Origin of the sequence: Streptomyces brevispora (assembly GCF_007829885.1) — a bacterium.
Lineage (GTDB): Bacteria > Actinomycetota > Actinomycetes > Streptomycetales > Streptomycetaceae > Streptomyces > Streptomyces brevispora.
This window is the reverse complement of sequence record NZ_VIWW01000001.1, coordinates 4,547,927-4,570,826: the sequence shown is the minus strand read 5'-3', so window position 1 is coordinate 4,570,826 and position 22,900 is coordinate 4,547,927. Positions and strand designations below refer to the sequence as shown.

Annotated in this window: 18 protein-coding genes and 1 pseudogene; 9 read left to right on the top strand and 10 right to left on the bottom strand. The window is 70.9% G+C overall.

Annotated elements, in window-relative coordinates; translation table 11 throughout:
* Nucleotides 1–197: 197 nt before the first annotated feature.
* Together FHX80_RS21370 and glgB are read left to right on the top strand one after the other, a co-directional pair.
* Nucleotides 198–1,595 carry a maltokinase N-terminal cap-like domain-containing protein gene (locus FHX80_RS21370; RefSeq protein ID WP_145765670.1) on the top strand — a complete coding sequence of 466 codons (1,398 nt, stop codon included), beginning with the start codon at nt 198–200 and terminating at the stop codon, nt 1,593–1,595.
* Nucleotides 1,596–1,668: 73 nt separating this feature from the next.
* A complete protein-coding gene (gene glgB / locus FHX80_RS21365; protein WP_145765669.1) occupies nt 1,669–4,143 on the top strand; it encodes a 1,4-alpha-glucan branching enzyme in 2,475 nt (824 codons plus the stop codon).
* A gap of 49 nt (nt 4,144–4,192) precedes the next feature.
* On the opposite strand, the gene trxA is transcribed toward glgB, so the two are convergent.
* The 3 genes from trxA to FHX80_RS21350 all read right to left on the bottom strand — a co-directional run bounded on the left by trxA (nt 4,193) and on the right by FHX80_RS21350 (nt 6,433).
* Nucleotides 4,193–4,534: a thioredoxin gene (gene trxA, locus FHX80_RS21360; protein ID WP_145765668.1), complete on the bottom strand. Its 342-nt coding sequence runs from the start codon at nt 4,532–4,534 to the stop codon at nt 4,193–4,195.
* A gap of 3 nt (nt 4,535–4,537) precedes the next feature.
* Nucleotides 4,538–4,942 carry a MerR family transcriptional regulator gene (locus FHX80_RS21355; RefSeq protein WP_145765667.1) on the bottom strand — a complete coding sequence of 135 codons (405 nt, stop codon included), beginning with the start codon at nt 4,940–4,942 and terminating at the stop codon, nt 4,538–4,540.
* A gap of 123 nt (nt 4,943–5,065) precedes the next feature.
* Nucleotides 5,066–6,433, bottom strand: a complete 1,368-nt coding sequence (locus tag FHX80_RS21350) for a cation:dicarboxylate symporter family transporter (RefSeq protein WP_145765666.1) — start codon at nt 6,431–6,433, stop codon at nt 5,066–5,068.
* Between the two features lie 130 nt (nt 6,434–6,563).
* Here FHX80_RS21350 and FHX80_RS21345 point away from each other — a divergent pair, with 130 nt between their 5' ends.
* The 3 genes from FHX80_RS21345 to FHX80_RS21335 all read left to right on the top strand — a co-directional run bounded on the left by FHX80_RS21345 (nt 6,564) and on the right by FHX80_RS21335 (nt 9,762).
* On the top strand, nt 6,564–8,261 hold the full coding sequence (locus FHX80_RS21345; RefSeq protein WP_145765665.1) for a sensor histidine kinase: 1,698 nt from the start codon (nt 6,564–6,566) through the stop codon (nt 8,259–8,261).
* 5 nt (nt 8,262–8,266) lie between these two features.
* Nucleotides 8,267–8,941, top strand: a complete 675-nt coding sequence (locus FHX80_RS21340; protein WP_145767417.1) for a response regulator — start codon at nt 8,267–8,269, stop codon at nt 8,939–8,941.
* A gap of 197 nt (nt 8,942–9,138) precedes the next feature.
* The gene (locus FHX80_RS21335; protein WP_145767416.1) at nt 9,139–9,762 is read left to right on the top strand and encodes a helix-turn-helix domain-containing protein; all 624 of its coding nucleotides are present in this window, start codon (nt 9,139–9,141) and stop codon (nt 9,760–9,762) included.
* A gap of 169 nt (nt 9,763–9,931) precedes the next feature.
* Here FHX80_RS21335 and FHX80_RS21330 read toward each other — a convergent pair whose 3' ends face one another.
* Nucleotides 9,932–10,957 (bottom strand): ATP-dependent 6-phosphofructokinase, encoded by a 1,026-nt coding sequence (locus FHX80_RS21330; protein ID WP_145765664.1) that lies wholly within the window; start codon nt 10,955–10,957, stop codon nt 9,932–9,934.
* Nucleotides 10,958–11,215: 258 nt separating this feature from the next.
* Here FHX80_RS21330 and pta point away from each other — a divergent pair, with 258 nt between their 5' ends.
* The 3 genes from pta to pyk all read left to right on the top strand — a co-directional run bounded on the left by pta (nt 11,216) and on the right by pyk (nt 16,046).
* Nucleotides 11,216–13,297, top strand: a complete 2,082-nt coding sequence (gene pta, locus FHX80_RS21325; RefSeq protein WP_145765663.1) for a phosphate acetyltransferase — start codon at nt 11,216–11,218, stop codon at nt 13,295–13,297.
* A 5-nt stretch (nt 13,298–13,302) separates the two neighbouring features.
* Nucleotides 13,303–14,541 carry an acetate kinase gene (locus FHX80_RS21320; RefSeq protein WP_145765662.1) on the top strand — a complete coding sequence of 413 codons (1,239 nt, stop codon included), beginning with the start codon at nt 13,303–13,305 and terminating at the stop codon, nt 14,539–14,541.
* Between the two features lie 74 nt (nt 14,542–14,615).
* Nucleotides 14,616–16,046: a pyruvate kinase gene (gene pyk / locus FHX80_RS21315; RefSeq protein ID WP_145765661.1), complete on the top strand. Its 1,431-nt coding sequence runs from the start codon at nt 14,616–14,618 to the stop codon at nt 16,044–16,046.
* A gap of 94 nt (nt 16,047–16,140) precedes the next feature.
* Here pyk and FHX80_RS21310 read toward each other — a convergent pair whose 3' ends face one another.
* The 4 genes from FHX80_RS21310 to FHX80_RS21290 all read right to left on the bottom strand — a co-directional run bounded on the left by FHX80_RS21310 (nt 16,141) and on the right by FHX80_RS21290 (nt 20,351).
* Nucleotides 16,141–17,439, bottom strand: coding sequence for a hypothetical protein (locus FHX80_RS21310; protein WP_145765660.1), 1,299 nt, complete (start codon nt 17,437–17,439; stop codon nt 16,141–16,143).
* Nucleotides 17,429–18,019, bottom strand: a complete 591-nt coding sequence (locus FHX80_RS21305; RefSeq protein ID WP_145765659.1) for a DUF6114 domain-containing protein — start codon at nt 18,017–18,019, stop codon at nt 17,429–17,431. Before FHX80_RS21305 ends, FHX80_RS21310 begins: the two co-directional genes overlap by 11 nt.
* 97 nt (nt 18,020–18,116) lie before the next feature.
* The gene (locus FHX80_RS21300) at nt 18,117–18,776 is read right to left on the bottom strand and encodes a DUF6230 family protein (protein WP_145765658.1); all 660 of its coding nucleotides are present in this window, start codon (nt 18,774–18,776) and stop codon (nt 18,117–18,119) included.
* A 597-nt stretch (nt 18,777–19,373) separates the two neighbouring features.
* Complete coding sequence (locus FHX80_RS21290) at nt 19,374–20,351, bottom strand: tetratricopeptide repeat protein (RefSeq protein WP_208764697.1); 978 nt, start codon at nt 20,349–20,351, stop codon at nt 19,374–19,376.
* 318 nt (nt 20,352–20,669) lie between these two features.
* Between FHX80_RS21290 and FHX80_RS21285 the strand changes: the two genes are divergently transcribed.
* Nucleotides 20,670–21,314 carry a TetR/AcrR family transcriptional regulator gene (locus FHX80_RS21285; protein WP_145765657.1) on the top strand — a complete coding sequence of 215 codons (645 nt, stop codon included), beginning with the start codon at nt 20,670–20,672 and terminating at the stop codon, nt 21,312–21,314.
* 45 nt (nt 21,315–21,359) lie between these two features.
* Here the strand turns inward: FHX80_RS21285 and FHX80_RS21280 are convergent, their stop codons facing one another.
* Together FHX80_RS21280 and FHX80_RS36800 are read right to left on the bottom strand one after the other, a co-directional pair.
* On the bottom strand, nt 21,360–22,013 hold the full coding sequence (locus tag FHX80_RS21280; protein WP_145765656.1) for a hypothetical protein: 654 nt from the start codon (nt 22,011–22,013) through the stop codon (nt 21,360–21,362).
* A gap of 8 nt (nt 22,014–22,021) precedes the next feature.
* A pseudogene (locus tag FHX80_RS36800) lies at nt 22,022–22,315 on the bottom strand (hypothetical protein); the annotation flags it as partial.
* Nucleotides 22,316–22,900 lie beyond the last annotated feature (585 nt).

Here is a 22,900-nt window from a genome sequence, read left to right as displayed (position 1 = left end):
CGCTCCGCACGGGGCACTCTCCCACCATATCGAACGCTTCAGGACCCTTCCAGGATCCTCCTGGCGTTTCGTTCCCTTCGAGTCGAGTCCGTACGGATCATCCTGACCCGACACGTCCCGCACAGCCGGACAGCCAATGCCGCAATCCGGGACACTCTTCGCATCCTGTGGTGTGCCCGGGGAAAGGACGCGATGCCATGTCGGAGGCTGCATCCGCTCAGGTCACCCTGGCGAACAGCACAGCCCTGCTCCCGTCTCTCGGACCGCTGCTGCATGAATGGCTGCCCAGGCAGCGGTGGTTCGCCGGCAAGGGCCGGCCGATCACGGCCTTCTCGCTCGTGTCGGCGACCGAGATACTGCCGGTGAAGAGGTCCGGCGGCCCCACCGCCGGCCCCGGGCTCCTGCATCTGCTGGTCCGGGTCCACCAGCCCACCATGCCCGCCCAGCCGCCCATCGACTGCTACCAGTTGCTGCTCGGCGTACGGGCCACGCTGCCGCCCCGGCTGGCGCCCGCCCTCATCGGCCATGTGACGGGCGGTCCGCTGGCCGGCCGGAGCGTCTACGACGGGCTGCACGACCCGCGCCTCGCCGCTCTGCTGCTGGAGCGGCTGCGCATCCCGGGGCGTCTCGGTACCCTCCGGTTCGGCCGGGGCGCGGCCCCGGTCCCCGACGGCCTCGCGCCCCGGGTGCTGGAAACCGAGCAGTCCAACTCCTCGCTCGTCTACGGCGACTCCTACATCCTCAAGATCTTCCGCCGGGTGTTCCCCGGCACCAACCCCGATCTCGAACTGCCCCTCGCGCTCGCCCGCGAGGGGTGCGGGCGCGTCCCGGCCCCCGTCGCCTGGTTCGAGTCCACCGCGGCGGAACAGCTCACGCTCGGTGTACTCCAGCCGTTCCTGCGCGGTGCGCAGGACGGCTGGCAGCTCGCCCTGCGCGCACTCGCGGCGGGCCATGACTTCGGGCCCGAGGCCCGCGCGCTGGGGCGGGCCACCGCCGAGGTGCACACCGCGCTCGCCGCGGCGCTGCCCACGCCCGCCCTGCGCCGTGCGCAGACCGACGAGCTGGCCGCCGGCATGGTGCGGCGGCTGGAGGCGGCCGCCCACGCGGTGCCGGAGCTGGTGCCGTACGTCCCCGGGCTGCGGGCCGCCTTCGACGCCGTTACGGCGCTGAGTCACCTGGGGCGGAGCTGGGCGGCCCAGCGGGTACACGGCGATCTCCATCTCGGCCAGACCCTGCGCGGGAGCGACGGCTTCTGGTCGCTGATCGACTTCGAGGGCGAACCGGCCCGCCCGCTCCCGGAACGCCGCAGCCCGCAGCCACCGGCGCGCGACATCGCCGGAATGCTCCGCTCCTTCGACTACGCGGCCCGCTCGCACCGGCCCTGGAACGCCGACTGGGCGGCGCGCTGCCGGTCCGCCTACTGCGACGGGTACGCGGAGGCCGCGGGCATCGACCCCCGCGGCGAACCGGAGCTGCTGCGGGCCCACGAGACCGACAAGGCGGTGTACGAAGTGCTGTACGAGGCACGGCACCGGCCCGACTGGCTTCCGGTCCCGATGGCCGCCATCCACCGCCTGGCCGCCGTCACCGACTGACGCCCGCCACCGCGCGCGGCCCGCCGGCACCCCCATCCCCCGCCCCGCCCACACCCCCGAGGAGGCTGTCCCTGTGACCGCCCGCAAGCCGTCCCGCAACGCGCCCGATCCCGCTCCGACCACCCCCGAAGCAACGCTCGCCACGGCTCCGGCCGAGCACGCGGACGCCACCGCCGCCGGCCCTGCGACCGGGACCCTCGCACCGCCGGAAGCGAGCACCCCGCCCCCGGCTCCGGTCACCACACCGATCACCGCTGCCACTCCCGCTCCCGCCGCCACTCCCGCTCCCGCCAAACGGGCGAAGCGAGCGGCCGCGGCCCCGCCTCGTCCCCGCAGCGCCGCGGCCGACCAGGGGGTCCGCCCGGCCCCGGCCCTGGACGGCGGCGACCGGGGCCGGCTCCTGGCGGGTGAGCACCACGCACCGCACGACTTCCTCGGCGCACACCGGATCCCCGACGGGGTCACGTTCCGGGTGCTGCGCCCCTTCGCCCGGTCCGTCACCGTGCTGGCCGACGGGCTGCGGACCCCGCTGCACGAGGACGGCGACGGATTCTTCTCCGCGCTCCTGCCGATGCCGGCGGTCCCCGAGTACCAGCTCCTGGTCGCCTACGAGGACAACGAGATCGAGGTCCAGGACCCGTACCGCTTCCTGCCCGCGCTCGGCGACCTCGATCTGCACCTGATCGGCGAGGGCCGGCACGAGGAGCTGTGGACCGCGCTGGGTGCCCAGCCGATGGAGCACCAGGGCGTCACCGGAACCCGGTTCACGGTCTGGGCCCCCAACGCCCGCGGGGTACGCGTCGCGGGCGACTTCAACTACTGGGACGGCACCGGCTTCCCGATGCGCTCACTCGGCTCCAGCGGGGTGTGGGAGCTGTTCCTGCCCGCGATCGGGGAGGGGGCGCTCTACAAGTTCGACATCTGCCGCCCGGACGGTTCGCACACCCTGCGCGCCGACCCGATGGCCCGCCATGCCGAGGTCCCGCCCGCCAACGCCTCGGTCGTGACGGCCTCGCACCACGTCTGGCGGGACCAGGAGTGGATGGCCCGTCGCGGTGACGTCCCGGTGCACGAGGCGCCGCTCTCCGTCTACGAGGTGCACCTGCCGTCCTGGCGCCCCGGTCTCACCTATCGCCAGCTCTCCGAGCAACTCCCGGCGTACGTACGCGATCTGGGGTTCACGCACGTGGAGCTGATGCCGGTCTCCGAGCACCCCTTCGGCGGCTCGTGGGGCTATCAGGTCACCGGCTTCTTCGCCCCGACCTCCCGGATGGGCACACCGGACGACTTCCGCTTCCTGGTCGACGCGCTGCACCGGGCCGGGATCGGCGTCATCGTCGACTGGGTGCCGGCCCACTTCCCGCGCGACGAGTGGGCGCTCGCCGAGTTCGACGGCCGGCCGCTGTACGAGCACTCGGACCCGCAGCGGGCCGCGCATCCGGACTGGGGCACGCTCGAATTCGACTTCGGCCGCACCGAGGTGCGCAACTTCCTGGTCGCCAACGCCACTTACTGGTGCGAGGAGTTCCACATCGACGGGCTGCGGGTCGACGCCGTCGCCTCGATGCTCTACCTCGACTACTCGCGCGAGGACGGCGAGTGGTCCCCGAACGAGCACGGCGGCCGGGAGAACCTGGACGCCGTCGCCTTCCTCCAGGAGATGAACGCCACGGTCTACCGGCGCAGCCCCGGCGTCGTGACCATCGCCGAGGAGTCCACCGCCTGGGACGGTGTCACCCGCGCCACGCATCACGTCGGCCCCGGCGGTTTCGGCGGGCTCGGCTTCGGGCTGAAGTGGAACATGGGCTGGATGCACGACTCGCTGGAGTACGTGTCGAAGGAGCCGGTGCACCGCAAGTACCACCACGACGAGATGACCTTCTCGATGGTGTACGCGTACAGCGAGAACTATGTGCTGCCGGTCTCGCACGACGAGGTCGTGCACGGCAAGCGGTCGCTGGTCAGCAAGATGCCCGGCGACTGGTGGCAGCAGCGCGCCAACCACCGCGCCTATCTCGGCTTCATGTGGTCCCACCCGGGCAAGCAACTCCTCTTCATGGGGCAGGAGTTCGCGCAGGGGGCGGAGTGGTCGGAGGGCCACGGCCCGGACTGGTGGCTGCTCGATCCGTCGTACGCGGCGGAGAGTGACCACCGGGGCGTACGGACCCTGGTCAGCGATCTGAACACGGTGTACGGGGCGACGCCCGCGCTCTGGCAGCGCGACACGGTCCCGGAGGGGTTCGCCTGGGTGGAGGGGGGCGCCGCCGAGGACAACGTCTTCGCGTTCCTGCGCTTCGACGCGGACGGGTCACCGCTGCTGTCCGTCTGCAACTTCTCGCCGGTGGTCCGCCACGACTACCGGATCGGGGTGCCGGACGGCCCGCAGGCGTGGGTGGAGGTCCTGAACACGGACGCGGAACGGTACGGCGGCAGCGACGTGCGCAACGACGGGCCGCTGAAGCCGGAGGCCGTACCGGCCCACGGCAGGGCGACGAGCATGGCTCCGACGCTGCCGCCGCTGGCGACGGTGTGGTTCAAGCCGGCGTGAGCGACGAACCGGCCCCGCGGGTGTTCCCTCACCCGCGGGGCCAGTGGCCTCACACCGTCTCGAACACGTCCTCCAGCTCCTGGAGCAGCCGGCGCTTCGGCCGGGCGCCGACCATCGACTTCACCGGCTCGCCCGACCGGAACACCATCAGGGTCGGCATCGACAGCACCGCGTACCGGGAGGTGATCCCGGGATTCCGGTCGACATCGATCTGGACGATCTTGACGCGCTCGCTCTCCTCGGCCGCGATCGCTCCCAGTACGGGGGCGAGCTGGCGGCACGGTCCGCACCAGTCGGCGGTGAATTCGACGAGGACGGGGAGCCCCGCCCCCAGCACCTCCGCGTCGAAGGTCTCGTCGGTGACCTCGGCGACGCCCTCCACCTGGATCATCTGTCATCCTCCCAGTTCGCATCGTGGTTCGGGGCCGCCGGGCAGCTCGGACGACGCCTCGAGTTCGGCGCGGGCCAGCTGGGCGCCCACCTCCGTACGGACCGTCCGCAGCTGCTCGATGAGCGAGTCGAGCTCGCCGAGCTTGCGCCGGTAGACGGCGAGGGAGGCGGGGCAGGCGTCACCGGCCGGATGACCGGCCTGCAGGCACTCGACGAAGGGCCGGGTCTCCTCCAGGTCGAACCCGAAGTCCTGCAGGGTCCGGATCTGCTGGAGCAGCCGCAGATCGCCCTCGTCGTACGTGCGGTACCCGTTCTCCGCCCGCCGCGTGGGCAGCAGCCCGCGCGACTCGTAGTAGCGCAGAGTCCGCGTCGTCGTTCCGGCCCGCTCGGCCAGCTCCCCGATTCGCATGGGACGACCGTAGACCTTGACGCCGACGTCAGGGCAAGGACGTCCGGACGGGAACGGGCGCGCGCCGGGCCGGTACGGAGTGTGCCCGTACCGGCCCGGCGCGCATGGGGGTCGTGGTGGCGGCTACGCCTTCGTCATCGAGACCTCGCGCTCGCCCTCGCGCGGCTCGGGGACGTCCGTGCCGCCGCCGTGCGCGTCGTCCGCGTCGAGCATCGACTCGTCCCAGGGGAGCTCGCCGGAGAGCACCCGGTCGACGCGTTCCTTGTCGATCTCCTTGGTCCAGGTGCCGACCAGGACCGTGGCGACCGCGTTGCCCGCGAAGTTCGTCAGGGCGCGGGCCTCGCTCATGAACCGGTCGATGCCGACGATCAGGCCGACGCCGTCGACCAGTTCGGGGCGGTGCGACTGGAGCCCGCCCGCGAGGGTGGCGAGACCGGCGCCGGTGACCCCGGCCGCCCCCTTGGAGGCGATGATCATGAAGAGCAGGAGGGAGATCTGCTGGGTCGCGCTCAGCGGGTCGCCCATCGCGTTGGCGATGAAGAGCGACGACATCGTGAGGTAGATCGCGGTGCCGTCCAGGTTGAACGAGTAGCCGGTCGGGACGGTGATCCCGACGACGGGCTTGCTGACCCCGAGGTGCTCCATCTTGGCGATCAGCAGCGGCAGCGCGGACTCCGACGAGGAGGTCGACAGGATCAGCAGGAACTCGCGGCCCAGGTACTTCAGCAGGAGCAGCAGGTTCACCCCGGCGACGAGCCGCAGGATCGCGCCGAGCACCGCGAAGACGAAGATCGCACAGGTGACGTAGAAGCCGATCATGATGACGGCGAGGGACTTCAGCGCGTCGACGCCGGTCTCCCCGACCACCGCGGCCATCGCACCGAACGCGCCGACCGGGGTGGCCCACATGATCATGGACAGGATGCGGAAGACGAGTCGCTGGATGTGGCCGATGCCGCGCAGCACCGGCTCGCCGGCCGGGCCGAGCGCCTGCAGGGCGAAGCCCGTCAGCAGTGCGATCAGCAGGGTCTGGAGGACCTCGCCGCCGGTGAAGGCGGAGACCATGGTGGTCGGGATGATGCCGACGAGGAAGTCGGCCGTCGATTCGCCGCCGCCGCTCGCCTGGTGCTCACCGGCGGCCCGTGCCGCGTCGGTGAGGTGCAGGCTCGTGCCCGGCTCGAGGATGTTGCCGACGACCAGGCCGATGCCGAGCGCGACGGTCGACATCACCAGGAAGTAGCCGAGGGCGAGGCCGCCGACCGCGCCGACCTTGGCGGCCTTGCGGACCGAGCCGACGCCCAGCACGATCGTGCAGAAGATGATGGGCGAGATCATCATCTTGATCAGATTGACGAAGGCGGTGCCGAGCGGCTTCAGCTCGACGGCGACTCCGGGGGCGGCGAAGCCCACGATGATCCCGAGCCCCACCGCCACGATCACGGCGAGATACAGATACTTCGTACGGTCCCGCTTGGCGGCGGCCACTCCCACGGGGGTCTCCTCGGTTCGTCCTTGTCCCTCCCCCGTCCCTGGGGGCTCCGGCGACTATTCCGCCCCCTGTGACCCCGGTCACCCTTACGTGCATTTCGTTCATATGTTTTCGGCCAGGCAGACTGTGGGCATGCGCATTCCCCGTCCTCGCGCCCGTCCGCGCAGCCTGGCCGGACAGCTCTTCGCCATGCAGGTGGTGCTGGTGGCGGCCGTCGTGGCGGGGTGCGCGTTCTTCGCGTACGTCTCGGGCAGCGCGCAGGCCCGGGAGACCGCGACCCGGCAGGTCAGGGCGGTGGCCCTGGCGGTGGCCGGTTCGCCGTCGGTTCGGGAGGCGATCCGCGCCCCGGACCCGTCGGCCGTCCTCCAGCCGTACGCGGAGCGGGTCCGCAGGGACACCGGGATCGCCTTCGTCACGATCATGGATCCGCACCGGGTCCGCTGGACGCACCCGGACGCCGACCGGATCGGCGAGACCTTCCTCGGGCACACGGCGCGGGCCCTGCGCGGCGAGACGTTCTCGGAGACGTACACCGGCACGCTCGGCCCCTCGATCCGGGTCGTCACCCCGGTCCGGGACGGCGGCCGGATCGTCGGCCTGGTCAGTGCGGGCATCACGGTCGAGCGGGTCTCCACGCAGGTGCGGGCGCAGCTGGGCGCGCTGGGACTGGCGGCGGGTGCGGCGCTGGCGCTCGGTGGTGTCGGCACCTATGTGATCAACGCCCGGCTGCGACGGCACACCCACGGGATGAACGCCGCCGAGCTGAGCCGGCTGCACGACTACCACGAGGCCACGCTGCACGCGGTACGCGAGGGGCTCCTGATGCTCGACGGGCAGCACCGGATCGCGCTGATCAACGACGCGGGCCGGGAGCTGCTGGGGCTGGCTCCGGGTACGGTCGGGCGCCGGGTCTCCGAACTCGATCTGCCCGCGCCGCTGACCGGGGCGCTGCTCGCCTCCGAGGAGCGGGTCGACGAGGTGCATCTGACGGCGGACCGGGTGATCGTGGTCAACACCCGTCCGGTGGTGGGCGGTGAACGGCGCGGCACGGTCGTCACGTTGCGCGATCACACGGAACTGCAGGCGCTGTCCGGCGAGTTGGACTCGGAGCGGGGCTTCACGCAGGCGCTGCGCTCGCAGGCCCACGAGGCGGCGAACCGGCTGCACACGGTGGTGTCACTGATCGAGCTGGACCGGGCCGACGAGGCGGTCGGCTTCGCGACCGCGGAGCTGGAGCTGGCCCAGGCCCTGACCGACCGCGTCGTCGGCGCGGTCGCCGAACCGGTGCTGGCGGCCCTGCTGCTGGGCAAGGCCGCGCAGGCGAACGAGCGGGGGGTGGAGCTGGTGCTGGCGGACGACAGCCTGATCGACGACGGGGTCCTGCCCGAGGCGCTGCCGCAGCGCGATCTGGTGACCATCCTCGGCAATCTGATCGACAACGCGGTGGACGCGGCGTCGGAGGCGGCGACGGGCCCCGGCTCGGTGGACGATGCCGGTGACGGCGCCGTGCCCGCCCAGCGTGCCCCGTCGGCGCACCGTCCGGCACGCGCCCGGGTCACTGTCACCGCACTCGCCGGGGACGGCGAGCTCCTGCTGCGGGTCGCCGACAACGGGACGGGCGTCGACCCCGCCGATGCCGCGGAGGTGTTCCGGCGCGGCTGGTCGACGCACGGCGCCGGCCGCGGGATCGGGCTGGCACTCGTGCGGCAGGCCGCGCACCGCAACGGCGGGGTGGTCACGCTGGAGCGGGGGCCGGACGGCGGCGCGGAGTTCACCGTACGGCTGCCGTTGCCCGCGGGCAGCGGTGTGCGGAGAGGAAGGGCCACATGAACCCGGTGATCAGGGTGCTGGTCGTCGAGGACGATCCGGTCGCCGCCGACGCCCACCGGCTGTACGTGGACCGCGTCCCGGGGTTCGCGGTGGCCGCGGTCGCGCGCTCCCGTGCCGAGGCGGTGCGGGCGCTGGAGCGTACCCAGGTCGATCTGCTGCTGCTCGATCTGTATCTGCCCGACGGGCACGGTCTGCACCTGCTGCGCTCGCTGCGGGCCGCCGGGCACGCGGCCGATGTGATCGCCGTGACCTCGGCGCGTGATCTGGCCGTGGTCCGCGAAGGGGTGTCGCTCGGTGTCGTCCAGTACGTGCTGAAGCCGTTCACCTTCGCCACCCTGCGCGACCGGCTCGTCCGCTACGCCGAGTTCCGGGCGGCGGCCGGTGAGGCGAGCGGCCAGGACGAGGTCGACCGCGCACTCGCCACCTTGCGCTCCCCGCAGCCCGCACGGCTGCCCAAGGGCCTGAGCGGTCCGACGCTGGAGGCGGTGACCCGGGTGCTGCGCTCGGCGCCGGACGGCGTGACGGCGGCGGCCACCGGCGTGGAGCTGGGGATTTCCCGTATCACCGCGCGCCGCTACCTGGAGCATCTGGTGACGGCGGGCCGGGCCGCGCGCAGTCCGCAGTACGGACAGATCGGGCGTCCGGAGCTGCACTACCGGTGGGTGGCCGAGGCTCGCTGACCGGGTATCCGGAGCGTCCCGGGACCCCGTATCGGGTGCGCGGCCGTCCGGCTTTCCCATTAGGACGTTCCTACGAGCCGTGGTCTCGATGGAACCCACCGTAGTCAGACCGGCTCCGAACCTCTTACGGTAGGGCCGTGCACCCCACCCCACCTTTCAACGCCCCCGCCGCGCGCAGACTGCGCGAGGCCCTGGGGATGGCTCCCGGCCACGTCGCCTACGGCCTCGGCGCCCAGTACGGACTCCGGATCAGCGCCGAGACCGTCGCCGCCTGGGAGCGTGGGCTCGAATTGCCCAGTGAGTACGAACTCGCCGCGCTGGCCGGGGTGTTGTGGTGCGCGCCGGGTGAACTCCTCACCGCGGCCCGGACCCTGCGCGAGCACCGGGTCGCCCGGGAGCTGGCGGCGGAAGAGCTGGCGGGGCTGCTGGGCATGGCCACCTCCGCGTATCTGCGCATGGAGGAGTCCGGACGGTGGCGGGGCAACGAGCGCCAGTCCGCGGCGCTCACCAAGGCGCTGGGGCTGACGACCGCCGCTTTCGTGACGGCGAGCGGGCGGGACGAGGAACTGGCCGAACTGCTGCGCAGCGCGGTGACGACGCGCTGGCAGGCGCATGTGCGGCCGGTCGCGAAGCTGGTGCCGGTGGAGCGGCGGCTGCTCCAGGGCGTCCTGGAACAGCTGCACTCCGACTATCAGTCGCTGATGGTGTCCACGCTGAGCTGGAGCAGTACGGGGACGGATCGGGAGAGCGCGGCGGGCGACGCCGGCCGGGCGTTCCTGGCGGGCATAGTGGAGCACTTCTGGCAGACGGCCGAGGCGTGAGGGCCATGCGGTCGTGAGGTCCGCCCCGGGGCCGGCCGCACCATGACGAGCGGGCCGTGACCGTCCATGAGGGACGGCCACGGCCCGCTCGCCGCTGTTCGTTGTCCGGTCGGCCCGGTCAGGGCGTCCGACCCGGCCGCACGCATCGGGTTCGGCCCGGTCGGCCCGGTCAGAAGACCGACTCGGCCTCGTGCATCCGGTCCAGAGGGACCCGCTTCAGCTGCGTCACCGCGTCGGCGAGCGGCACCATCTCGATGTCGTTGCCGCGCAGGGCCGTCATCCGGCCGAAGTCACCCCGGTGCGCCGCCTCCACCGCGTGCCAGCCGAAGCGGGTGGCGAGCACCCGGTCGTACGCGGTCGGCGTGCCGCCGCGCTGCACGTGGCCGAGGATGACCGGCCGGGCCTCCTTGCCGAGCCGGGTCTCCAGCTCGACGGCGAGGCGGTTGCCGATGCCCTGGAAGCGCTCGTGGCCGAACTGGTCGATCTCGCCCTTGGCGTACGGCATCGAGCCCTCGGCCGGGTGCGCGCCCTCGGCGACGCAGATGACCGCGAACTTCTTGCCGCGTGCGAAGCGTTCCTCGACCATCTTGACCAGGTCCTCGACCTGGAACTTCCGCTCGGGCAGGCAGATGCCGTGCGCCCCGCCGGCCATTCCGGACTCCAGCGCGATCCAGCCCGCGTGGCGGCCCATCACCTCGACGACCATGACGCGCTGGTGGGACTCGGCGGTGGTCTTCAGCCGGTCTATGGCCTCGGTGGCGACGCCGACCGCGGTGTCGAAGCCGAAGGTGCGGTCGGTGGCCGAGATGTCGTTGTCGATGGTCTTCGGCACGCCGACGACGGGCATTCCGGCATCCGAGAGCATCCGGGCGGCGGTGAGGGTGCCTTCTCCGCCGATCGGGATCAGCGCGTCCATGCCGTAACGGCGGCTCAGCTCGGCGCAGTTCTCGGCGGCCTCACGCAGCCGGTCGCGCTCCAGCCGGGCGGAGCCGAGGATGGTGCCGCCGCGGGCGAGGATGCCGCTGACCGCGTTGAGGTCGAGGGGGCGGAAGTGACCGTCGAGGAGGCCCTTGAAGCCGTCCTCGAACCCGATGACCTCGTCGCCGTGACCCACCACGGCACGGTGCACGACCGAGCGGATCACTGCGTTCAGGCCTGGGCAGTCGCCGCCTGCGGTGAGAACTCCGATGCGCATCGTGCTTAATCTCCTGCTCGCTAGGGCCTGTCCGCCGGTAACTACAGATTCCCCCGTACCGTGAGCCACGGTGATTGTCCCATGCCAGGTACGTCCCTCGCGCTTTCGGCTGCTCACAGGGCTGCCGGCCGCTCGCGGCGGCGGCACCGGCGGCTGCGAACGGGGACCTTCGCCCGGCGGGCGGCCCCTCAGCCCCCGCAGGTATCGTCAAACAGGCGATATCACCCAAACCTGCCAGGCAAGGACGGGAGAGCACGCGTGACGCGCAGCGTGTACGTGACCGGGATCGACCGGGGAGACGGCCGCCAGGTCGTCGATCTGGGGGTCATGGAGCTCCTGACCCGTCAGGTGGACCGGGTCGGGGTGTTCCGCCCGCTGGTCCACGACGACCCCGACCGGCTGTTCGAGCTGTTGAGGGCCCGCTACCGGCTCTCCCAGGACCCGGCGACGGTCTACGGGCTGGACTACCACGAGGCCTCCGCGATCCAGGCGGAACAGGGTACCGACGAACTGGTCTCCCGGCTCGTCGAGCGCTTCCACCGGGTGGCCCAGAAGTACGAGGTGGTCCTCGTGCTCGGCACCGACTTCGCGGCCACCCAGCTCCCCGACGAGCTGGCCCTCAACGCCCGCCTCGCCAACGAGTTCGGCGCCTCGGTGATCGCGGTGGTCGGCGGCAAGGACCAGAACGCGGAGTCCGTGCGGGCCGAGACGCGCAACGCCTACCGCGCGTACGCGGGGCTGGGCTGCGACGTCCTCGCGATGATCGTGAACCGGGTGGCGTCCGCGGACCGCGACGTCATCGCGGACCGGCTCGCGGCGACGCTGCCCGTCCCCTGTTCGGTCCTGCCCGACGACCCGGCCCTCTCGGCGCCGACGGTCGCCCAGCTGACCGCGGCGCTGGGCGGCACGGTGCTGCTCGGCGACGAGGCGGGGCTGGCCCGGGACGCGCTGGACTTCGTGTTCGGCGGCGCGATGCTGCCGAACCTGCTGAACGCGCTGACGCCGGGGTGCCTGGTGGTGACGCCCGGGGACCGGTCGGACCTGGTGGTCGGTTCGCTGGCCGCGCACAGCGCCGGGACACCGCCCATCGCGGGTGTGCTGCTGACGCTGAACGAGCGGCCCGGTGAGGAGATACTCAAGCTGGCCGCGCGGCTCGCACCGGGTACCCCGGTCGTCGCGGTGGCCGACGGTTCCTTCCCCACCGCCGAGAAGCTCTTCGCCCTGGAGGGCAAGCTGAACGCGGCGACGCCGCGCAAGGCCGAGACGGCGCTGGGACTCTTCGAGCGCCATGTCGACACCGGGGCGCTCCTCGACCGGATCTCGGTCGCCCGCAGCGGCCGGGTCACGCCGATGATGTTCGAGCACGAACTCCTCGAACAGGCCCGTGCGCACCGGCGCCGGGTGGTCCTGCCCGAGGGCGCCGAGGAGCGGGTGCTGCGGGCCACCGACGTACTGCTGCGGCGCGACGTCTGCGATCTCACGCTGCTCGGCGACCCCGACGTCATCCGTAAGAAGGCCGCCGATCTCGGCATCGATCTGGCCGGCACCCAGCTCATCGACCCGCAGACCTCCGAGCTGCGCCAGGCCTTCGCGGAGCGGTACGCGCGGCTGCGCGCGCACCGCGGGGTGACGGTCGAGCTCGCCTACGACGTGGTCTCGGACGTCAACTACTTCGGCACCCTGATGGTCCAGGAGGGGCTCGCGGACGGCATGGTCTCCGGGGCCGTGCACTCCACGGCGGCCACGATCCGCCCGGCCTTCGAGATCATCAAGACGAAGGGGCCCAAGGGGAACACCTCGATCGTCTCCTCGGTCTTCTTCATGTGCCTCGCCGACAAGGTCCTGGTGTACGGCGACTGCGCGGTCAACCCGGACCCGAACGCGGAGCAGCTCGCGGACATCGCCGTGCAGTCCGCGGTCACCGCCGCCCGCTTCGGTGTGGAGCCGCGGATCGCGATGCTGTCGTACTCGACGGGGACCTCGGGCACGGGAGTCGACGTCGACAAGGTCCGCGAGGCGACGGACCGGGTGCGCGCGAGCCACCCGGAGCTGATGATCGAGGGCCCGATCCAGTACGACGCGGCGGTGGAGCCGAGCGTCGCCGCGACGAAGCTGCCCGGCTCCGAGGTGGCGGGCCAGGCGACGGTCCTGATCTTCCCGGACCTGAACACCGGCAACAACACGTACAAGGCCGTGCAGCGCTCGGCGGGAGCGGTGGCCGTCGGCCCGGTCCTCCAGGGGCTGCGCAAGCCCGTCAACGACCTGTCCCGGGGCGCGCTCGTCCAGGACATCGTCAACACCGTGGCCATTACGGCGATCCAGGCGCAGGACGAGGAGTGACCCGCATGACCACCACCGAAGGTGCCGCAGCAGCTGTGGGGCCGAGCCGGGTGCTCGTCCTCAACTCCGGCTCCTCCTCCGTGAAGTACCAGCTCCTGAACATGCGCGACCACTCCCGGCTCGCCTCCGGTCTCGTCGAGCGGATCGGCGAGGAGACCTCCCGGCTCGTCCACACCCCGCTGGTCGGCGGCGGTGGCGCGAGCCGGGAGCGCACCGGCCGGATCCCCGACCACGACGCGGCGCTCAGGGCGGCGGCCGAGGAGCTGGCCGCCGACGGGCTCGGCCTGGACTCCCCGGAACTCGCGGCGATCGGCCACCGGGTGGTGCACGGCGGGCTGCGGTTCACCCAGCCGACGGTGATCACCGACGAGGTGCTGACGGAGATCGAGCGCCTGGTCCCGGTGGCGCCGCTGCACAACCCGGCGAACATCACCGGCATCCGCACCGCACGGGCGCTGCGCCCCGACCTGCCGCAGGTGGCGGTCTTCGACACCGCGTTCCACACCACGATGCCGGAGTACGCCTCCCGGTACGCGATCGACGTGGCGACGGCCGACGCGCACCGGATCAGGCGCTACGGATTCCACGGCACCTCGCACGCGTTCGTCTCGCGCAAGGCGGCCGAGCTGCTGGGCCACGCCCCGGAGGACGTCAACGTCATCGTGCTGCACCTGGGCAACGGAGCCTCGGCGTCCGCGGTGGCGGGCGGCCGGTGCGTGGAGACGTCGATGGGACTGACCCCCTTGGAGGGACTGGTCATGGGTACGCGATCGGGGGACATCGATCCGGCCGTCACCTTCCACCTCCGGCGGGTGGCGGGGATGTCGGCGGACGAGATCGACGTGCTGCTGAACAAGAAGAGCGGTCTGGTCGGTCTCTGCGGCGACAACGACATGCGGGAGATCCGGCGCCGGATCGACGAGGGCGACGCACGTGCCGCGCTCGCCTTCGACATCTACGTCCACCGGCTGAAGAAGTACATCGGCGCCTATTCGGCGGTCCTCGGGCGGGTGGACGCCGTGGTGTTCACGGCGGGGGTCGGCGAGAACTCGGCTCCGGTGCGGGAGGCTGCGATCGCCGGCCTGGAGGAGCTCGGCCTGGTGGTGGACGCGGATCTCAACGCCGTACGGTCCGGCTCACCGCGGCTGATCTCACCGGACTACGCACGGGTCGCGGTCGCCGTGGTGCCTACGGACGAGGAGCTGGAGATCGCCGGCCAGACCTTCGCACTGGTCGACAACTGAGCGCCCCCGCGCCCCTTTGTATCTTCCACCAGCCGGAATATTCCGCAGTGAAACAAACCGATAGGATCCGCCTCATGCGCCGTTCCAAAATCGTCTGCACCCTCGGTCCCGCCGTCGACTCCCATGAGCAGCTCGTCGCTCTGATCGAGGCCGGCATGAGCGTGGCCCGATTCAACTTCAGTCACGGTTCCCACGCGGAGCACCAGGGTCGTTACGACCGGGTCCGCAAGGCCGCCGCCGAGACCGGCCGGGCGGTCGGCGTACTCGCCGACCTCCAGGGCCCGAAGATCCGCCTGGCGAAGTTCGCCGAGGGCCCTGTCGAACTGGTCCGCGGGGACGAGTTCGTCATCACCGCCGAGGACGTCCCCGGGGACAAGTCGATCTGCGGCACCACCTACAAGGGCCTGCCCGGCGACGTCGCCAAGGGCGACCCGATCCTGATCAACGACGGCAACGTCGAGCTGAAGGTCGTCTCCGTGGACGGCCCCCGGGTCCACACCATCGTCATCGAGGGCGGGGTGATCTCCGACCACAAGGGGATCAACCTGCCGGGTGCCGCGGTCAACGTCCCGGCCCTGTCCGAGAAGGACATCGACGACCTCCGCTTCGCCCTGAAGATGGGCTGCGACCTGGTCGCGCTCTCCTTCGTCCGGGACGCCGGTGACGTCAAGGACGTCCACAAGATCATGGACGAGGAGGGCCGCCGGGTCCCCGTCATCGCCAAGGTCGAGAAGCCGCAGGCCGTCGAGAACATGGAGGGCGTCGTCGCGGCGTTCGACGGTGTGATGGTCGCCCGTGGCGACCTCGCCGTCGAGTACCCGCTGGAGAAGGTCCCGATGGTGCAGAAGCGCCTGGTGGAGCTCTGCCGCCGGAACGCCAAGCCGGTGATCGTCGCGACCCAGATGATGGAGTCGATGATCACCAACTCCCGTCCGACCCGCGCCGAGGCGTCCGACGTCGCCAACGCGATCCTGGACGGCGCGGACGCGGTCATGCTCTCCGCGGAGTCCTCCGTGGGCGCGTACCCGATCGAGACGGTCCGGACGATGTCGAAGATCGTCGTCGCCGCCGAGGAGGAGCTGCTCTCCAAGGGCCTCCAGCCGCTGGTGCCGGGCAAGAAGCCGCGCACCCAGGGCGGTTCGGTGGCCCGTGCGGCCTGCGAGATCGCGGACTTCCTGAACGGTGCGGCCCTGGTCGCGTTCACCCAGTCCGGCGACACCGCCCGCCGCCTCTCCCGCTACCGCGCGGCCCAGCCCATCCTGGCCTTCACCACGGACGAGTCCACCCGCAACCAGCTGGCCCTCAGCTGGGGCGTCGAGGCCCACGTGGTCCCGCACGTGGACAACACGGACGCGATGGTGGAGCTGGTCGACGCGGAGCTGCTGAAGCTGGACCGCTACAACGCCGGCGACACGATGGTCATCACGGCCGGCTCGCCTCCCGGTGTCCCGGGCACGACCAACATGGTGCGCGTGCACCACGTGGGCGGCCAGGGGCGCGACTGATTCCGTCGGCACTGATCGCGACACGGCTGTGGGCCGCACCCCGAGGGGTGCGGCCCACAGCCGTGTCCGCGGCTCCCGAACGGGTCCGGGTCGGTCAGTTGGCGCCCTTGGTGAAGTAGTTCTGCAGTCCCGGCACCGTCAGCGTGCCGCCGAACTGGCCGGCCTGGGTGACCTTCACCTTGGTGAAGAAGGCGAACGGCACGTTCAGCGGGGGCGGGGTCTGCGGGCTGAAGGTGATCGGGATGAGCCCGAAGAGGTTGCCCTTCAGCTCCTCGGTGTACATCGTCACCGTGCCGTCGCGGATGGTGGAGGTGGAGCCCTTCCGCGCCTTCACATGACCGGTGACATCCGACATCGGGCCGACCGTCAGCTGGTGGAGGTCCTTGATGTCGACGGAGGAGGCGGTGAACTTCAGCACCTTCTTCGTGCTGCCGTCGCCCTTCTCCACCTCCACGATGCCCTTGTAGTCCAGTCCGTTCAGGGTGAGCAGCGAACTCTCCAGGATCCACGGGTCGTTCGGGAGCCGGGGGATGCCCTGCTCCAGATCGGCCGCGGCCAGTGCCTTCGGGTCGGCGGTCGGGCACGGGAAGGAGGGCTTGGCGCCGTCCGGGATGTCCTCGTCCTTCTTGGGGTCGAGTCCCTTGACGTCCCCGTCCAGCTCCTCGACCGGCTTGCCCGCCTTGTCCGCCGCGTCACGGATGGCGTCGGCGGTCTTGTCGGCCGTGTCCTTCACCGCGTCCGTGGCCTTCTCGACGGGCTTGTCGGCCGCCTTCTCAGTGGCCGTGCCGGTGGCGCTCGCGGAAGGCTTCGGGGACGCGGTGGTGGCGCTCGGGGACGGGGCGGCCGTCTCCTTGTCCGGTCCGTCGAAGAGGTCCTTGAGCGTGTCGCCGAGCCCCAGTGGGTCGAGCGGGTTCTTCGACTTGGTGGGCGGAGGAGTCGCGCTCGGCGTGGCTGCCGGGGCGTCGGTGCTCTTCTTCGCCGAGTCGGCAGCCGTGTCGCCCGAGGCGCTCGCGGACGGGGTGGCCGAGGGCTTCGGCGTGGCGCCGTCGCTCCTGTCCGGCGTGACCTTGTCGCTCGCGGAGACGGACGGGGACGGCGGCTTCGTCGCGGAGGCGGAGGGTGAAGCCGACTCGCTCGGCTCGTCGGAGCGGGTCACGCAGGGGCCCGGCGCGAAGGGGATGTCCACGTTGTCGTCGGCCATCGCCAGCTTCGGGGTGAGCCCCATCCCGACGAACACCGCGGTCGGCATCGCGGCGAGCGCGAACGCCTTCTTGCCCGCGGGCATGTGCAGCTTGGTCAGCAGGGACTTCCTGGGGGCGGCGTGGCGGGGTCCTCTTCGCTCCCGGAGCCCGCTCTCGCCCACGGCGTCCGCCTGATCGTCGTCACCCCGCACGATGCCTCCCGCCGTCGACCTCGACTGTCGTGTCGTACTGCGCCGCCTCCTGCCGCGGAACTGCGCTCCCGTAGAGCGCGCCCCCGGGGTGTTCGGCGGTCTGCTCGTCCTTCGTGAACGAGAGGCCCTCCGGTGCCGCCTCGGCGGGAACTCCCGCTGCGGGCGCGGTCTCGTCCGCCCCTGGCTCACCAGGAGCCCAGGAGAGGGAGAGGGCGCCACCGAGCAGGGCGAGCACGAAGCCGACCAGGAAGCCGCCGATGTTGGCGACGGGTATCGAGATGAGGGCCAGCAGAATCGCGGCGACACCGGCGAACACCCGGACGATGCTGTGGAACCACATCGTCAGGCCGAGCGTGATGAGCAGGACCCCGATGATGAGCGACCCGGCGCCCGCGGTGGTGGACATGGCCAGCGTCACGTTGCCGAGGTGCATGTTCGCGTACGGGAAGTACGCGATGGGTACTCCGCCCAACATGGTGAACAGGCCCGCCCAGAACGGTCGGTTACCCCGCCAGGTGCGGAAGTTCCGCCGGAAGACGCTGAGGTAGTGCTCGTTCTGCCCTTGGGATTCGGGGCTCATGGAATACAGCTCCCTGGAACCGGTACTGCTGTGAGAGAGAAGAAGGGGTGGGCGGCCGGAAGCCAACGGTGTGTGCCCCGGCCACCCTGACGGGTGCTTAGTAGCACTCCGCTTCTGTGCCCTTGGAGAGCCGCAGCTTCAGCCCGCTGAGGTTGAAGGTGCCGGCCGTCGTGGCCCACGCCTTCTGCTTGACGCCGGTCAGCACGGCCTCCTCGGCGCGCTGGGAGAACCCGTTGGGGTCGGCCTGGGTGCCAGGCTGGATGCCTATGCTCCCGGGCTTGCTCGTCTTCAGCGAACCGGCAGCCACACCGATGTCGATGTGCGAGAACTTGGCGTCGCCGTCGAGCTCCGACACATCGAGGTAGAGGTCCTTGGCGTAGACACGCTTGTGGCCCTTGCCACCCGCCTCCAGCCTCATGGTGACGGTGCCGAGGCCGAACGGCAGGTTGGGCGTGACGACCGACTGGCACATGTTCGTGATGTAGGCCTTGCTGAAGCCCGACACGGCCACGGCGTGCGCCTTGCCCGAGGCCTTGGGGTCGGCGCCGGGTTCGGTGGCCACACTGCCGTACTGCACGAAGTCGTAACCTTCGAGCTCAGCAGCGCTGACCTTGAACTCCTGCCCCGACACACTGAACGAAGCGGCGAGCGCGCCCTGTGCGAGGCCGACACCCACCGCGGCGGTGGCTATGACGCTCGGCACCATGACGACAGCGAAGCGCTTCCATCTCGTGCCACCGCGAACCTGGGAACTCATACTTTTCCTCCTTCTCGGACGTACATCTCCGGCCTGGCATCCTGCCCGACCTGGGATGGGAGAAGTGCTACGTCCTCGGAAAGGAGAGCGCCCGCGAACGGAGACGTGAACCGCGCCCGAATCACCGGCGATCACCCCCGAGCGACAACCACTGGCCACGCGTTCGCGCAACCTCTTCGGACAGGCCCTGCGATTCACAGGAACCCCCCTGTCCGGAGCCGGCACCACTGCGCCGGCCCACCCGGTGGGGACCCAACGGAGCCGCCGCACCGACTGGCAGCCGGAGTGACGTCATTGGACCGAGCGTGGCCGATCGTGGTCCATTCGCGGCTGTGACACAAGGGGGTTCGTTACTCACTGGTAACGGCGCGATAACCCACCCACGACCGGGCGGCACCGAGCGGCCACACAGGGTTGCCCGCGCCCCGCAGACGAACCACGGCATTGACGCTCGAAATCGGACAGATCCCAGGGCGCGATTTACTGCGAGTAACAGACGGTGCTTTTATCAAGATTTGGTAAAGTGCGGGCTTCTCTTATCGCCCCGACGCGAAAACGGCCGCGACTCCGGAAAGGAGTCGCGGCCGTGTTGTCAGATCAGAACAAGACGCGTGCGAGCGCGGTACGCGCGGCGCCGACCCGTGGATCATCGGGGCCGATCACCTCGAACAGTTCCAACAGCCGTACCCGCACCCGGTCCCGGTCGTCACCGAACGTCCGGCGGACCGTCTCGACGAGACGCCCGAACGCGTCCTCGACATGACCGCCGACCAGATCCAGGTCGGCCGCGGCGAGCTGGGCCGGCACATCGGCCGGATTCTCGGCGGCGTCCTTGCGGACCTGCTGCGGGTCCGCCTTCTGGACCCGGGCCAGGAGTTCGGCCTGCGCGAGGCCGAGCTTGGCCTCGCTGTTGGCCGGTTCGTCGGAGAGGACGTTCTTGTACGCCTGGACGGCACCGGCGAAGTCGTTGGCGTCCAGCGCCTGTGCGGCCGCCTCCAGAAGGGCGTCGTACGGGCCCGCGGGCACCGGGGCGGGCTCCTGCGCGGCCGCGCCCGGAGCCGCGTCCGGGTCGACCACGATGCCGGTGAGCCCGAACCGCTCCTCGCCGACCTGGATCAGCTGGTCCAGGGTCTGCCGGATCTGGGATTCGGGAGCCGCGCCCTGGAAGAGCGGGAGCGCCTGTCCGGCGACGACGGCGAAGACCGCCGGGATGCCCTGGATACCGAACTGCTGCATCAGCATCTGGTTGGCGTCGACATCGACCTTGGCCAGCACGAAGCGACCGTTGTACTCCTGGGCCAGTCGCTCCAGGAGCGGCCCCAACTGCTTGCACGGCTCGCACCACTCGGCCCAGAAGTCGATGACGACGGGGACTTCGGCGGAGCGCTGCAGGACATCGCTCTCGAAGCCCGCCTCATCGACGTCGAACACGAGGGAGGAAGCGGGTACGGCGGCGGGGCCACCCTGCCGGGCGGACTCGGCACGGGCCTGCTCCGCCTTCGCCTTGGCCTCACCGGCCGCCTTCACCGCGGCGAGGTCGACGACGCCGCTCATGGACATGTTCCTAGGCTGCATACGTACATCCTCCCCCCTTGGCACACCGATCCGGAAAGCGTTGCGTGAACCGCGCCCGTCCGCGACCCCCCGCCGGTGTGCGAGGTGTACGGACAGACACGGTCCGAGGGCCCCTGAAAGGCCCGGTTCGGCACCCGGTCCCCACCCGGCGCCTGTGGCTGTCGTTCGTCCGTGGCGTCACAACAGCTGGGCTGTCGTCCTTACGCTACGACCCGTAGCGTAACTGGCCACCGCCCCCGCCGCACAGGAGTACCCGGTGATCTGTCTCACGGCCAACGGGACCGGCCGGTTCTTGCTACTGGCGGGTATGGTCGCGTCATGCTGAGCCACAGCCACCCCAAACCCTCCCGAACGGGACGTCCGCGCAACGCCGCGGCCGATGAGGCGATCCTCGAGGCGACCAGAGCCTCGCTGGTCGATCTCGGCTGGTCGAAGCTGACGATGGGTGATGTGGCGACGCGGGCCGGCGTCGCCAAGACGACGCTGTACCGGCGCTGGGCGGGCAAGAACGAACTGGTCGTGGACGCGGTGGCGGTCCTCTTCGACGAGCTGGAACTGCCCGATCTGGGCAGCCTGTCCGCCGATGTGCAGGCGGTGGTACTCCAGTTCGCCGCGCTGCTGGAGCGGCCGGAGACCCAGACCGCACTGATGGCGGTGATCGCGGAGTCGACCCGCGACGAGGCGCTGCGCACCCGGATCCGCGACTCGATCGTGGACCGGCAGAAGCGGCTGGTTCTCCAGGGCCGGCAGCGGGCGCAGGAACGCGGGGAGTTGCCGGTGGAAGCGGACGAGGCCATGGCCGCACTGACCGCCGACCTGGTCTTCGACGTCATCGCCGGTGCGGTGGTGCACCGGGCACTGGTGAGCGCCGAGCCCGTCGACGAGGACTGGGCCCGGCGCTTCACGCTGCTGCTGCTCGCGGGGCTGGGCGCGGCGGCGACCGAACGGCGCCCCGGGGTCTGAGGACCCCGGGGCGCTTTCCCTTCACATGCCCGTACTCGGCACCGCTCAGAACCGGGTCAGATGCTCCACATCGGAGACGTGGAACTGCCCGTAGCCGAACGCCTCGCCGAGGGCCTCGTACCGGGCGTACTGGGCGTCGGTGATCGGCACCCGACAAGCGTTCAGCACGCGGAGGAGGAGCCGGAGGCCGAGGTCGGGATCGACCTCGGTGGCGACCAGTTCCAGCCCCCGGACCACGTCGCCGGCCTCATGGCCGTGGAAGGTGGCTGCCTTGGCCGCCAGGGCAGGTGCCGCCGACCTGATGACCTCCACGACCGCGTCCACCGACTCCTCGGCGGCCCTGACCGGCTCGACGCCCGGCACTCGGGCAGGATCGGCCTGCCGCACCTGCCCGGAGCAGACAGCCGCGACCTGACGCAGCCAGTCCCGTCCGTCGACGCCGAAATAAGCGAGGTTGTAGCCCCCTTCCGAGGCCACCGTCCATACCGTGGCGATCACCTCGGTGGGCAGCGACGACTCCTCCAGCCGGACGGCGTCCTCGAGGATCGCCGAGGCGGCCGCTCCGGGCGGGTCGTCCGTGTGTCCCGTAGCCGCGTCCGCGATGGTCTCCTCGACGGTCCGTTCGTGGGACCACGGCCCGGCGAAGAACTTGGTCAGCCGGCTGAAGCCGAAGTCCCAGTCAAATCGATGCACTGTCATGGACGCTCTCAGTTCGGATAGGCGGTGTACACGACGAAGCCACCGCGTCCCTTGTGGGTCCACTTCTTGAGGAGGACAGTCACCTCGTTGCCGGCTGTCGTGATGGTGCTGCCGTCAGGATGGTAGGCCTTGCCCAGCGATGGATAGGCGTCCCATTTCCCGTTGATGGTGAAGTAGTCGCCCGGTCCCGCAGTGTTCCGCCACCTCTCCAGCTTGGCGAAGGCGGCCTTGTTCCTGACGCCTCTCGGGTAGAAGTAGTCGGCGACCACCCGGTCCACCGCCTGCTGCGCGATGTCCCCGTTCGTCCATACGGTGTTCGGCTTGCCCTTCTTCTTCGCGAGGCGGCGATGGCTTTCTGCGCCTTGGCGTTGTCACGCTCTTTCTCGGCGGTGGCTCGCTTCGACTTCGCGTCTGCGGCGGCCAGTTTGGCGGTCTGTTCGGCAGCTTCCGCCTTGGTCTGCGCGGCCTTGGCCTTCTTGGCGCTGTCCGCCGCCTTGGTGGCCTGCTGTTCGGCGCCGGTGGCGGCGGCCTTCGCCTGCGCGGCGGCCTCTTCCGCCGCCGCGCGCTTGAAGGCGTTCTGAGCGGCGTGGGACTGCGTGGCGCCGAGTGCGTAGAGCGCCTTGCTGTCGGCCGCGGTGGCCGAGACCGCGCTCAGCGTCGCCTCGATCGCCTTGGACGAGGACTGTGCGGCGGAGGCCGAGGCCTTGATCACCTGCGCGGACTGCCGGGCGTAGGTGAGCCCGCGCCCGTACGGGGTGCCGTTGGCCAGCGCGATAGCCCCTGCGTCCGTCTGTGCCGTGGCAGCTTTGCCCGCCTGGGTCTGCGCCGAGGCGGCCGCGTTCTTCGCGATCGTCAGCTGCGCGGAGATGGCCTTCTTGGCGTTGCTG